The sequence below is a fragment of the Geomobilimonas luticola genome (assembly GCF_018476905.1).
In the GTDB taxonomy this organism is placed as follows: domain Bacteria; phylum Desulfobacterota; class Desulfuromonadia; order Geobacterales; family Geobacteraceae; genus Geomobilimonas; species Geomobilimonas luticola.
In genome coordinates, this window is the sequence record NZ_JAHCVK010000002.1 from 70,138 (window position 1) to 83,736 (window position 13,599).

Here is a 13,599-nt window from a genome sequence, read left to right on the forward strand (position 1 = left end):
CAGCCAGACACAAACGTACGAGGTTATACGCGGGGCGGCCGTTCTGGCTGCCCCGCCATTTTCGCACAATGTTGGACTTCAGACGTTGTGCAGACCAGAGGAGTTGCCAGGAAGATGTCCCATTCTGTACCGATGACGAAGGAAAGCTTTGAAACGCTTCAGGAGGACCTGAAGCGCCTGATCCGCGAGGAGCGCCCCCGGGTGATCCAGGACATCGCCGAGGCGCGCAGTCATGGAGACCTGTCGGAGAATGCCGAATATGATGCCGCCAAACACCGTCAGAGCTTCATAGAAGGGCGCATCGCCGAACTCCAGGACAAGCTTGCCCGCGCGTACGTGGTTGATCTGTCCAATCTTAAGCCGGACAAGGTGGTGTTCGGTTCCACCGTCACCCTTTACGATACCGCTGCCGACGAGGAGTGCACCTACAAGATCGTTGGCGAGGATGAGGCGGACATCAAGCTTGGAAAGATTTCCTGCACCTCCCCGGTCGGCAAGGCGCTCATCGGCCACAAGCTGGACGATTCGGTGAAGGTCAAGGTACCATCCGGTCTGAAGGAATACGAGATCGTCGACATCAAGTACGTGTGAGTCGCAGACAGGCCGGGAACGGTTTACTTTTCACCATTCACGTTTCACGATTCAACTAATCGGGAGAGAGGAAAGAATACATGAGCCAGACTGTAAACAAGGATATGACGTTTGCCCAGGTGATGCGGATGCATCCGGATGTGGTGAAGGTGCTTGCCAAGTACAACCTGGGGTGCATCGGTTGCATGGGAGCCCAGGCAGAAACCCTGGAACAGGGGTGCGGAGCCCACGGACTCAATGTTGACGACATTGTCAACGACATCAACGCACTGTTTGCCTGAACAGAAAAGGCGCCGTGAAGGCGCCTTTTTTTATGTCTGACCCCCCCTTGGCAGGTTTATTGGTGACGGGTGCAGCAGTCTCCCCCTCCCGTTCATTTCTCATGGTTTCTTTCCAGCAGGAACCGGGCCCTTGCCAGTTCCTCCTCCTTTTCCCTGTCCACCTTCGGATACGCGAGATCCAGCTCACTCAGGGCGTCAATAATGGCCGCTGACACCACCAGCCGCGTGAACCACTTGTTATCGGCAGGCACCACGTACCATGGCGCATGGTCGGTGGACGTGTGGCGGATCATGTCCTCGTAGGCGGCCATGTAATCGTCCCAGTGGTCCCGTTCGCGGACGTCGTCCATGGTGAATTTCCAGTTCTTGTCCGGGTTGTCGATCCGTTCGAGAAAACGTTTTTTCTGTTCGTCTTTCGAAACGTGCAGGAAAAATTTCCGGACGGCGACGCCGTTGCGCGTCAGGTAGCGCTCAAAGGCGTTGACGTCTTCGAAGCGCTCCTTCCAGACGTGTTCTGTCACGAGGCGGGGAGGGAGCTTTTCTCGTTCGAGAAGTTCCCGGTGCACCCGCACGACAAGCATCTCCTCGTAGTAGGAACGGTTGAAAATACCGATACGTCCCCGTTCGGGGAGACAGCGGTTGGTGCGCCAGAGAAAATCGTGATCCAGTTCTTCGGCGGAGGGGCTCTTGAAGGAGAAAACCTGGCACCCCTGGGGATTTATGCCGGACATCACGTGCTTGATGGCGCTGTCCTTGCCGGCGGCATCCATAGCCTGGAAGATGAGAAGGAGTGCCCAGCGGTCCTGGGCGTACAGTTTCTCCTGCTCTTTGCGCAGGCGCTCGATGCCCCGCTCCAGTTCCGCAGCCGCAGTTTCTTTCGTGAGGTTGCCGGTTTCGTCGGGCTTGACGCTCTTGAGCCGGAACTCCTTTCCGTTACCGACACGGAACGGTCCGGCAAACTCCCGCGCCTGTTTCGTCAGTTTCCCCATGGTCAGCCCCCTCCTGTGCTACCCCTTTTCCGGCTTCTCAGTGTCCGGCAGAGTCGTCGGTTTTGCCTGCTGCCGCATCCATTCCATTCTTTCCCTGATGGTCTTCTCGTAACCGTGTCCGGCGGGGTCGTAATACGTTCGCCCGGCAAGCTGGTCCGGCAGGTAGTTCTGGGGGACGTATCCCTGGGCGTAGTCGTGGGCGTACTTGTACCCCGCGTGGTAGCCGAGCTCCTTCATCAGCTTCGTCGGCGCGTTCCTGATGTGGAGCGGGACGGGGAGGGCGCCGCTCTTCCTGACCTCGGCCAGGGCCGCATCGATGCCGATGTAGGATGCGTTGGACTTGGGAGCGGTGGCGAGATAGGTCACCGCCTGGCCAAGGATGATCCGTCCCTCGGGGAGCCCCACCAGCTGGAATGCCTGGAGGGCCGCCACCACAATCTGGAGCGCCCGGGGGTCGGCGTTGCCGATATCCTCCGATGCCAGGATAACCATGCGGCGCAGGATGAAGATCGGGTCCTCACCCGCCTCCAGCATACGCGCCAGCCAGTAGAGGGCGCCATCCGGGTCGCTCCCCCGCATGGACTTGATGAAGGCGGAGATGACGTTGTAGTGCTCCTCTCCCCCCTTGTCATAGAGCAGTGCCTTTTTCTGCATGGCTTCGCGGGCTGTTTCCCGGTCGATCAGCCTGCCCGTTGCAAGCCGTGCCGCAGTCTCCAGGGTGTTGAGGGCGACCCGGCCGTCACCCTGGGCCTGTTCTGCCATGTAGGTGAGGGCGTCGTCGGCTATGGTGAGATCGAGGGAGCCCAGACCCCGCTCGACGTCGGCAAGGGCATGGCGGAGGATCCCCTCGAGCTCCTCCTCGGTCAACTGGTTGAGGACGAGCACCTTGCAGCGTGACAGGAGGGGAGCGATCACCTCGAAGGAGGGATTTTCGGTGGTGGCGCCGATCATGGTGAAGACCCCCCGCTCCACGTAAGGGAGGAAGGCGTCCTGCTGGGACTTGTTGAAGCGGTGGATCTCGTCGACGAAAAGTATGGTCCTGAGCCCCTTGAACTTGCGGATATCTTCCGCTTCCCTGACGATCTCCCGGATTTCCTTGATGCCGGAGAGGATGGCGGAGAAGAAGATGAAGTGGGCCTTGGTGGCATTTGCTATGATCCGGGCCAGGGTGGTTTTCCCCGAACCGGGGGGGCCCCAGAAGATGAGAGAGGTGAGCTGGTCGGTCTCGATCAGCTGGCGCAGGAGCTTCCCAGGACCGAGGAGGTGCTCCTGGCCCACGTACTCGGCGAGGGTCCGGGGGCGCATCCGCTCGGCGAGGGGGGCTTCCCTGAAGGTGTCGGCGGTGGCTTTAGCGTCAAAAAGATCCATGATTTGTTTATAGGTCATAGAGGTCCTATGGGACTTATGAACCGCCTTCATCCTTTCTATGTTCAACTAAACAGACTCCGTCATGGAGGCAATGCTGGGCCTGGGCGCTGATTTCGACGGTATCCACTCCCCAGATGTCCCGGGCGTATTCGGCTATGGTCCGGTCGCTGGAAAACTTTCCCATTCCCGCCGCGTTGAGGATAGCCCGCCGGCTCCATTCGTCCTGGTCGCGGTAAAGCTGGCTCACCTCTTCCTGGCTGGCGATGTAGGAGGCATAATCGGCCAGAAGCAGGTAGTGGTCCCCCTGGTTGAGGAGCGAATCGACGATCGGCTTGAACAGGTTGGCGTCGTAAGGTGAGAAGAAGCCGCCGCTGACCATGTCGAGAACCTTCTGCAGTTCCGGGTTACGGTTGTAGTACTCCCGCGGGTTGTACCCCTTCCGCTTCAACTCTGTCACCTCTTCGGCGGTAAGACCGAAGATGAAGATGTTCTCCCGTCCCACCTCTTCCATGATCTCGATGTTGGCACCGTCCAGGGTGCCGATGGTCAGGGCGCCGTTCAGGGCGAACTTCATGTTGCCGGTACCCGATGCCTCGGTGCCGGCGGTGGATATCTGCTCCGACAGGTCGGCGGCGGGGAAGATCATCTCCGCCAGGGAGACACTGTAGTTGGCGAGAAAGACCACCTTGAGCCGTCCCGCCACGTCCGGATCGCGGTTCACAACATCACCCACGGCATTTATGAGGCGGATGACCAGCTTGGCAATGAAGTAGGCGGGGGCCGCCTTGCCGCCGAAAATGAAGGTCCGGGGGACGATGTCCAGGCTGGGGTCTGCCTTGAGCCGGTTGTAGAGGGTGATGATGTGCAGGACGTTCAGGAGCTGCCGCTTGTATTCGTGGATCCGTTTTACCTGGCAGTCGAAGAGTGAATCCACATCCACCTGGATGCAGTTGTGCTTGAGGATATAGGCGGCCAGTCGCTCCTTGTTCTCCCGCTTCACCTTCTGCCAGTCGGCCCGGAATTCCGCGTCTTCCGCCAGGGGGCGGAGTTTTTCCAGCTCATACAGATCGGTAACCCACCCAGGGCCGATCCGGTCATCGATCAGGGCGGACAGGGGGGGGTTCCCCTTTTTCAGCCAGCGCCTCTGGGTGATGCCGTTGGTCTTGTTGTTGAATCGCTCCGGGTACATCTCGTAGAAGTCCCTGAACAGGTCGTTCTTGAGAATCTCGCTGTGGAGCGCGGCCACACCGTTCACCGAATGGCTCCCGACGATGGCCAGGTGCGCCATTCTGATTTTCCGCTCCCAGTGCTCTTCCACAAGCGACATCCGGGCGAGACGCCCGTTGTCGCCGGGGAATCGTCTACGCACCTCATCGAGAAAGCGGTCGTTGATCTCGTAGATGATCATCAGGTGACGGGGGAGGATCTGCTCGAAGAACCAGACCGGCCACTGTTCCAGCGCCTCGGGGAGGATGGTGTGGTTGGTGTAGGCGAAGACCCTGGTGGTCACGTTCCAGGCGTCGTCCCACGACAGCCCCTCCAGGTCGAGGAGGACCCGCATCAGTTCCGGTATGGCGAGGGCGGGATGGGTGTCGTTCAGCTGTATCGCCACCTTGTCCGGCAGGAGGCGCAGGTCCTTATGCATCTTCTTGAAGCGGTAGATGACGTCGTGCACCGTGGCGGAGGCGAGGAAGTACTCCTGCTTGAAGCGGAGCTCCTTTCCTTCTATGACATTGTCCGCCGGATAGAGGACCTTGGAGATGTTCTCCGTCAGCATCTTCTTTTCCACGGCCCGGATGTAGTTCCCCTCGTTGAAGAACTTGAGGTCGAATTCACGGCTCGACTTGGCGCACCAGAGGCGCATGGTGTTGACGGTGTTGTTGCCGTAGCCGGGGATGGGGGTGTCGTAGGCCATGGCCATGACGTCTTCCGTGTCGACCCACTCGTGGCGTGGCTTGCCGTCGATATGTACCGTCACCACGCGGCCGTTGAACTTGACCGGGTGAAGATGTTCCTGGCGGTCCAGTTCCCAGGGGTTGCGGTAGCGGAGCCAGTTGTCGGGGATTTCCACCTGGGTGCCGTCGGTGATCTTCTGGCGGAAAATGCCGTATTCGTAGCGGATGCCGTAACCATAGGCGGGGATAGCCATGGTGGCCATGGAGTCGAGGAAGCAGGCCGCCAGCCGCCCGAGACCGCCGTTGCCGAGCCCCGCTTCCTGCTCGTCCTCCACAAGTTCGTCGAAATCGTAGCCGAGAGACGAGACCGCCTCCTTGAATTCGTCCAGTAATCCGAGGTTGATGAGGCTGTTCTCCAGGGAGCGCCCCATGAGGAATTCCATGGAGAGATAGTAGACCCGCTTGTGATCGGAGTTGTAATAGTGCTGCTGCGTGTCGAGCCAGCGCTCAACCATCCGGTCGCGGACGGCGTAGGCCAGGGCGTTGTAGATGTCGTACCGCGAAGCGGAGTATTTGTCCTTCCCCAGGGTATACTCCAGGTGTTCCAGGAAGGACTTGATGGTCAGCATGAGGCTGTCGAGTTCGGGATTGTCGATGGTTGGGGGAAGGCTGTCGTCGTGCATCCGGTCCTCGTCTGATGTCCTGTGGTCCACTGCGTGAAGGTCGTCGTCACCTGTAAGAGTATAGCCGGTCGGCGCGGAATTTCCATGGACATGGTAACGGTTCTATGCTAGTAAAATCGTTCTTATACCACAGGTCAGGGGCGCGCAGGATGAAAAAAATCGCGATCTTCGCAAAGGTGCACGACCCCCGTTGCCAGGGGGTGGCGGAAGAACTCGTACACTGGCTTGAGGCGCGGGGGCTGGTTCCCCTGGTGGAATCCCACCTGGCGCGTCATCTCAGGCACGACGCCGGCATCCCGTCTGAGGATATCCCCGCAAACGCCGACATGGTGGTGGTGCTGGGGGGGGATGGCACCCTCATCTCCGCGGCGCGGCTCATCGGCGAGCGGGAAATCCCCATCCTTGGGGTCAACCTGGGGAGCCTCGGCTTTCTCACCGAGATCACCCTGGACGAACTCTATCCCGTTCTCGACAGCTGTCTGGCGGGGAACTACCAGGTTTCGGAACGGATGATGCTCAAGGCGACCGTTCTGCGGGACGGGGTGGAGGTGATGAACCACCGGGTCCTGAACGACGTGGTTATCAACAAGGGTGCCCTGGCCCGGATCGTCGACCTGGAAACCATGGTGAACGACTACTATCTCACCACCTTCAAGGCGGATGGTCTCATCATCTGCAGCCCCACCGGATCCACCGGCTATTCCCTCGCCGCAGCCGGGCCGATCATCCATCCAGCCCTGGAGTGCCTCGTCGTTACCCCCATCTGCCCCCATACACTCACCAACCGCCCCATTGTCGTCAATGCGGATGCCGCTATCACGGTAACGCTCAAATCGGCCCACGAGGATGTGTTCCTCACCCTGGACGGCCAGGTGGGGATGGAGCTCAAGGGGGGTGACGTCATCACCGTGCGGCGGGCCGCCCACCGGACCCGGCTCATCATGTCCCGGAGCAAGGATTATTTTGAGGTACTGCGTACGAAGCTCAAGTGGGGAGAACGATAACGGCAATTTTGAATTATGAATTTTGAGTTTTGAATTAACCCTGATGCGATGCGTTTAATTCAAGACTGTTCTTCGGTTTTCATTCAAAATTCATAACTCAAAATTCAAAATTGACTCTATGTTAACTGACCTGAACATAAAAAACTTCGCCATCATCGATGCGCTCCACGTGGCGTTCCAGCCGGGGCTTACCATCCTCACGGGGGAGACGGGGGCAGGGAAATCCATCATCATCGATGCCGTGAACCTGATTCTCGGGGGGAGGGGGTCGGCGGAACTGATCCGGACCGGTGCGGACGATGCGACCGTGGAGGCGCTCTTTGACCTGGCGGGTGAGGAGGCGCTCCTCTCCTGTCTGGCGGAACTCGGCATCGAGACGGAGGGGGAACTCCTCATCAAGCGGGTGGTGGCCCGTTCGGGGAAGAACCGGGTATTCATCGGCGGCGGCCTTTCCACCATCGCGGTCCTTGCAGACGTAACGCGCCTGCTGATCAATATCTACGGTCAGCATGAATCCCAGACGCTCCTCCGGCCTGAAAACCACCTGGCGCTCCTGGACGGATTCGCCGGTCTCGGCTCCCTGCGGGGAGACTTCTCCAGAATTCACGGTGAATTTCGAGGCGTCAAGGCCGAAATTCAACGTCTTGAGGAGGGGGCACGGGATGCGGCGCGGAAGCTTGACCTCCTTTCCTACCAGAGTAACGAAATTGGAGCCGCCTCTCTCGTTGCCGGCGAAGAAGAGGACCTGGAGCGGGAACGGCAAATCCTCGCCCATGGGGAGAAGCTTCTGGCCAACAGTCAGAGGGCGTTCGATCTCCTTTACGGGAGCGATGCCAGTATACTCGGCCAGCTGAAGCTGGTGACCGCCGCCGTTGGCGATATCAGCCGGATCGACCCGGAGCTGGCAGAGCTTTACGAAACGCTTCAGGGGGCTGCCCTTCAGCTGGAGGATGGTGCTCTTGCCCTGCGAGACTACGCAGCGCGGGTGGAGTCCGATCCGGAACGTCTGCAGGCGGTGGATGACCGGCTCGACCTGATTGGTCGTCTGAAGAAAAAGTATGCTCCGACCGTGGAAGAGATCATCGCCTTCAAGGCGCAGGTCGACAGCGAACTCGCGCTCCTCACGAATCGGGACCAGGCGCGCGGGGAGTTGGACGGGCGCCTGGAGGAATTGACGCACCAGATGCAGTCCCTCGGCCGTGAGCTTTCCGAACGGCGCCGTGAAGCAGCCAGTGTCCTCAGGACGGCAATGGAGCGGGAGCTCCGTGAACTGGCCATGCCCCACGCTGTGTTCGAAGTGGCTTTCGAAGCATTGGCTGAACCGCGACCGACCGGATTCGAGCGGGCCGAATTCCTGTTCTCTCCCAACCCGGGGGAGGTTCCGCGCCCCTTGGCCCGTATTGCCTCCGGCGGCGAGCTCTCCCGACTCATGCTCGCCCTGAAGCAGGTCCACCCCGAGAGCGATGTGCCGACCCTGGTGTTCGACGAGGTGGACACGGGGATTGGCGGTGCCACCTCGGCGCTGGTCGGGAAGAAACTGAAAAACGTAGCCCGGAAGCAGCAGGTGCTCTGTATAACCCATCTCCCCCAGGTGGCAGCCTTTGCCGACCATCACTACCGGGTGGAGAAGCGGGTGATTGACGGACGGACCGCAACGAACGTTTCTCTGCTGGGTGACGACGAGCGGGTTGCGGAAATGGCCCGCATGCTCGGCGGGGTGAAGATCACCGATACCACTCTGGAGCACGCCCGGGAGATGATAGCCGAGGCACGGTAAGAAACGGTTCTTTTTCGTTCTGATGGTATCAATCTTCGGGATTTATGACGGCAACGAATGAAGCGAGTTTGACCGCGAAGGCGCCAGGGGCGACCGGCAGGTCGAGTCAAGGACCCTCGTTTCTTTCTTGAACAGACCTGTCTGTGAAAGGATGATATATGCTCCGCAAGGCCCAGATCAAGGATGTGAAGGACATTCAGAAACTTTTGACCTTTTACGCCAGCCGCGGCGATATGCTCTCCCGTTCCCTTGCCGAGCTGTACGAGGTGCTGCGTGATTTTTACGTAGTCGTTGAGGAGGACAAGCTCTTGGGAACTGCGGCCCTCCATATTGTCTGGGAAGACCTGGCCGAGGTCCGTTCCGTTGCCGTTGCGGAGGACGCGGGCCGGAAGGGGGTCGGCAGCCAGGTGGTGCAGGCGTGCATCGACGAGGCACGTACGCTCGGACTCAAGCGGGTGTTCTGCCTCACCTACAAGCCGGATTTTTTCGCCAGGTTCGGCTTCCGCGTCGTGGACAAGTCCGAGCTTCCCCACAAGGTCTGGGGGGATTGTCTGAAGTGCGTGAAGTTTCCGGACTGTGACGAAATTGCTATGATACTTGATTTGGATTGACAGAAGACGGGGTGGTTATGGACTTCCAGGAAACCGCAAACCGTATCGAGAAGCTGCTCGCGTCCCGTGCATTGGACGGTTACGAGATCATGCTCGGCAGTTCCCGCAATCTCTCCATCGAGGTGAAGGAGCAGAAGGTGGACACCTTCAAGTGTTCCCATCCGGTAGGGGTGGGAGTGCGGGTGCGCAAGGGTGCGGGGATGGGGTTTTCCTACTCCACGAGCCTGGACGGTGCTGACCTGGCGCGGATGATCGACAATGCCCTGGTCGGTGCCGAAACCCAGACCCCTGACCAGTGTCATGGTTTCCCCCTCCCCCAGGAGTACCCCGTACTGACGGGGCTCGTGGATGACGAACTGGCAGGGGTTAGCGAGGAGGCGAAGGTCGGCCGAGCCCTGGAACTGGAGCGGCTGGTGCTGGCGGAAGACCCGCGGGTGCGGAAGGTACGCAAGAGCACGTACGGTGAGGCGGACTACCGGGTGTTCATCCGGAACTCACACGGTGTCGAAGGGAACTACCGGGGGACCTCGGTCTCCAGCAGCGTTTCCGCCATCGCCGAAGCGGACGGCGATTCCCAGATGGGGTGGGACTTCGGCTTCAGCACCCGCTTTGCCGGGGTGGACGTGGCGACGATCGCCTGCCTTGCCGCCGGCAAGGCGACGGGGCTCCTGGGGGCACAGAAAATTCCCACCATGCGCTGTCCGGCGGTGCTGGACAACTATGTCGCCACCGAAATACTGGAGGTGCTGGCCCCTGCCTTTCTGGCCGAAAGCGTGCAGAAGGGGAAGTCGCTCCTGGCGGGGCGGCTGGGGGAGCGGCTCTTCGCCTCAGGGCTCCGCATCCGGGACGACGGCACCCTTGACGGCGGCATGGCCACCACCCCCTTCGACGGGGAAGGGGTGGCGCACCGCAATACCATCCTCGTGGAAGACGGCGTGCTGCAAGGGTTTCTCTACGATACCTACTGCGCCTGCAAGGATGGGGCGACCTCCACGGGCAATTCCGTGCGGAGCGGCGTGAAGGGGGTGCCCCACATGGGGGTGACCAATTTCTTCATCGAGAATGGCACCCGTCCCCGCCGCGACCTCCTTGCCGGCATCGACCGGGGGATTCTCGTCACCGACGTGATGGGGATGCATACTGCCAACCCCATTTCCGGCGATTTCTCCGTCGGCGCCGCCGGCTTCCTGATTGAAGGGGGAGAAGTTTCTGCGCCGGTCAAAGGAATCGCCATTGCCGGCAATATCCTGGAGCTTTTTCGCTCCGTTGAGGGTGTGGGAGACGATCTCCGCTTCTTTGGCGGGGTCGGAGCACCTTCCCTGCGGATCGCCGCCCTGGACGTGAGCGGGCACTGACGGGGTGTTGCAGCAACCCATACGTGCCGGTTCAACGCAGGGGCGGGATCAAAGCCCGCCCTTCTTGTTTTGTGCTTCGGCTCCTTTATCATTATATCCGCGTGCAATGCCGTGGCATAACCCCTCCCGTCCCCTTTTCAGTTGAGCAAATTTCCCCATTGTGGTACCTTAACCTGTTTTTTATTTCCTCATAACGTTACCAGGAGACCTGTGCATGTTTGGAGCAATCCTCAAGAAGATCGTCGGCAGCAAGAACGAACGGGAGCTGAAGCGACTCTGGCCCATCGTTGAGCGGATAAACGCCCTGGAGCCGGAGATAGTGAAGCTTTCCGACGATCAGTTGCGACATAAAACCCTTGAATTCAAAGAGCGCTACGCAAAGGGGGAATCCCTCGATTCCCTTCTTCCCGAGGCCTTTGCCGTCTGTCGCGAGGCGGGAAAACGGGTCCACAACATGCGCCATTTCGACGTCCAGCTTATCGGGGGGATGGTGCTCAACTCCGGCAAGATCGCCGAGATGAAGACCGGCGAGGGGAAGACCCTGGTGGCGACCCTTCCCGCCTACCTCAACGCCCTTACCGGTCGCGGCGTCCACGTGGTTACGGTGAACGATTACCTGGCCAAACGCGACTCCGACTGGATGGGGCAGATATATCGCTTTCTCGGCCTTTCGGTGGGAGTCATCGTTCATGGCCTGGACGACGACGAGCGACGCGACGCGTATAACGCCGACATAACCTACGGCACCAATAACGAGTTCGGCTTCGATTACCTGCGGGATAACATGAAATTCGCCCTGGAAGACTACGTGCAGCGGGATTTTCATTACGCCATCGTCGACGAGGTGGACTCCATCCTCATTGACGAGGCGCGGACCCCGCTCATCATCTCCGGTCCCACGGAGGATTCCACCGACAAGTACTACGTCATCGACCGGATCATCCCTTCCCTCAAGAAGGGGGAGACAATCGAGGAGGAGGCCAACACCCTCTCCGGCAAGAGGAAGCGCTACACCGGTGACTTCACGGTGGATGAAAAAGCCAAGTCCGCCACCCTGACCGAGGAAGGCGTGCTCAAGGTAGAGAAACTTCTCAAGGTCGACAACCTCTACGATCCCCGCAACATGGAGATACTCCATCACGTCCAGCAGGCACTGCGTGCCCACGCCCTGTTCAAGCGGGACGTTGACTATGTCGTGAAGGACGGTGAGGTGCTCATCGTCGACGAGTTCACCGGTCGCCTCATGCCGGGACGTCGCTGGTCCGACGGCCTGCACCAGGCGGTAGAGGCCAAGGAAGGGGTGCAGATCGAGAACGAGAACCAGACCCTGGCCACCATCACCTTCCAGAACTACTTCCGGATGTACGAGAAGCTCTCGGGTATGACCGGTACCGCCGACACGGAAGCGGAAGAATTTCACAAGATCTACAAGCTGGACGTGACAGTCATCCCGACCAACCGGCCGCTGCTGCGCCCCGACTTCCCCGACGTCATCTACAAGACCGAGATGGAGAAGTTCAAGGCGGTCATCGAAGAGATCAAGGAGCTCCATGCCAAGGGGCAGCCGGTGCTGGTCGGCACCATCTCCATCGAGAAGTCGGAGGTGTTGGCCGAGCTTCTGAAACGGCAGGGGGTTCCCCACAATGTCCTCAATGCCAAGCAGCACGAGCGGGAAGCGGAGATCGTGGCCCAGGCCGGCCGCAAGGGGATGGTGACCATCGCCACCAACATGGCGGGGCGCGGCACGGACATCGTTTTGGGGGGGAATCCCGATGGGTTGGCCCGGCAGTGGCGCAAGGCCGAACCTGATGCGACCGACGAAGAATACGGGAAGAAGCTGGCTGAATTCAAGGAGCTTTGCGCCCGAGAGCACGACGAGGTGGTGAAGCTCGGCGGCCTCCATATCCTCGGCACCGAGCGCCACGAATCGCGCCGGATCGACAACCAGCTGCGGGGGCGTTCCGGCCGCCAAGGGGACCCGGGGTCGTCCCGTTTCTATCTCTCCCTGCAGGACGATCTGCTCCGGATCTTCGGCTCCGAACGGGTTGCGAAGATCATGGACCTCCTTAAGATCGAGGAGGGGGAGGCGATCACCCACGGGATGATCACCAAATCCATCGAGAACGCACAGAAGAAGGTGGAAGCCCACAACTTCGAGATCCGCAAGCATCTCATCGAGTACGACGACGTCATGAACAAGCAGCGGGAAGTGATCTACACCCAGCGCCGGGAAATCCTGGCTGGTGAGAACATCCGCGAAAACTTTCTGGAGATGATGGACGAGAGCGTGGAGGACCTGGTAACGGCCTATGCCATCGACAAGGTAGCGGCGACGGAGTGGGACTGGCAAGGGATTAGCGAGGGTGCTTACAAGGTGTTCGGCTTCCATCTGGACATCCCCCCCGAAACCATGGCACTCCTCAATCCGACCAATTTCAAGCAACTCCTCCAGGAGAAGGTGCGCGAGATATTCACCGCCAAGCTCGGCCAGTTCGGCGACGAGATGATGGACCACCTGATCAAGGTCATCATGCTCCAGGCCATCGACACCCAGTGGAAGGACCACCTCCTTTCCATCGACCACCTGAAGGAAGGGATCGGGCTGCGTGGCTACGGTCAGAAGGACCCCAAGCAGGAATACAAGAAAGAGGCCTACCAGCTCTTCATGGACATGATCGGCCGGATTCGCGAAGAGGTGGTGGAGAAGATTTTCTGGGTGCAGCTTGCCCGTGAGGAAGACGTGGAGAGGATCGAGGAACAGCAGCAGAAGAAACAGCGGCTGGTCTTCAACCTGGGGGGAGAGGACGTGCAGCAGCAACCGGTCAAGAGCCAGAAGGTGGGAAGGAACGAATCGTGTCCGTGCGGGAGCGGGAAGAAGTACAAACAATGCTGCGGCAAGTAAGGACGGCCGCCGATACACGCCCATCTGCGGCGTTGCCCGCGTCTCCCGCTTCCTCGACGTAGCGCTGCTACGCCTGCGGAGCGGGCTCCTCGCCGCCTTGCATCTGGACATGTCTCGACGCCCGTGCACTAGCGGTTATGGTG

At 59.8% G+C, this 13,599-nt stretch carries 10 protein-coding genes; 7 read left to right on the top strand and 3 right to left on the bottom strand.

Features of this window, described 5'->3' with window-relative positions:
- Window positions 1-114: 114 nt before the first annotated feature.
- Together greA and KI810_RS07010 are read left to right on the top strand one after the other, a co-directional pair.
- A complete protein-coding gene (gene greA / locus KI810_RS07005; protein ID WP_214174800.1) occupies window positions 115-591 on the top strand; it encodes a transcription elongation factor GreA in 477 nt (158 codons plus the stop codon).
- Between the two features lie 80 nt (window positions 592-671).
- Window positions 672-872, top strand: coding sequence for a DUF1858 domain-containing protein (locus KI810_RS07010; RefSeq protein ID WP_214174801.1), 201 nt, complete (start codon window positions 672-674; stop codon window positions 870-872).
- Between the two features lie 92 nt (window positions 873-964).
- On the opposite strand, the gene KI810_RS07015 is transcribed toward KI810_RS07010, so the two are convergent.
- Genes KI810_RS07015 through KI810_RS07025 form a run of 3 tightly spaced genes read right to left on the bottom strand, consistent with a single transcriptional unit; the run spans window position 965 to window position 5,807 of the window.
- Window positions 965-1,861 carry a polyphosphate kinase 2 family protein gene (locus KI810_RS07015; RefSeq protein WP_214174802.1) on the bottom strand — a complete coding sequence of 299 codons (897 nt, stop codon included), beginning with the start codon at window positions 1,859-1,861 and terminating at the stop codon, window positions 965-967.
- 18 nt (window positions 1,862-1,879) lie between these two features.
- Window positions 1,880-3,229 carry a replication-associated recombination protein A gene (locus KI810_RS07020; protein WP_214175178.1) on the bottom strand — a complete coding sequence of 450 codons (1,350 nt, stop codon included), beginning with the start codon at window positions 3,227-3,229 and terminating at the stop codon, window positions 1,880-1,882.
- A 34-nt stretch (window positions 3,230-3,263) separates the two neighbouring features.
- Window positions 3,264-5,807, bottom strand: a complete 2,544-nt coding sequence (locus tag KI810_RS07025; protein ID WP_214174803.1) for a glycogen/starch/alpha-glucan phosphorylase — start codon at window positions 5,805-5,807, stop codon at window positions 3,264-3,266.
- A 149-nt stretch (window positions 5,808-5,956) separates the two neighbouring features.
- Between KI810_RS07025 and KI810_RS07030 the strand changes: the two genes are divergently transcribed.
- From KI810_RS07030 to secA, 5 genes are all read left to right on the top strand, one after another.
- Window positions 5,957-6,811 (top strand): NAD(+)/NADH kinase, encoded by an 855-nt coding sequence (locus KI810_RS07030; RefSeq protein ID WP_214174804.1) that lies wholly within the window; start codon window positions 5,957-5,959, stop codon window positions 6,809-6,811.
- A gap of 118 nt (window positions 6,812-6,929) precedes the next feature.
- On the top strand, window positions 6,930-8,588 hold the full coding sequence (recN, locus tag KI810_RS07035; RefSeq protein WP_214174805.1) for a DNA repair protein RecN: 1,659 nt from the start codon (window positions 6,930-6,932) through the stop codon (window positions 8,586-8,588).
- A 158-nt stretch (window positions 8,589-8,746) separates the two neighbouring features.
- Window positions 8,747-9,199 (top strand): N-acetyltransferase, encoded by a 453-nt coding sequence (locus KI810_RS07040; RefSeq protein ID WP_214174806.1) that lies wholly within the window; start codon window positions 8,747-8,749, stop codon window positions 9,197-9,199.
- Window positions 9,200-9,216: 17 nt separating this feature from the next.
- A complete protein-coding gene (locus KI810_RS07045; RefSeq protein ID WP_214174807.1) occupies window positions 9,217-10,554 on the top strand; it encodes a TldD/PmbA family protein in 1,338 nt (445 codons plus the stop codon).
- A gap of 214 nt (window positions 10,555-10,768) precedes the next feature.
- Window positions 10,769-13,456, top strand: a complete 2,688-nt coding sequence (gene secA / locus KI810_RS07050) for a preprotein translocase subunit SecA (protein ID WP_214174808.1) — start codon at window positions 10,769-10,771, stop codon at window positions 13,454-13,456.
- Window positions 13,457-13,599 lie beyond the last annotated feature (143 nt).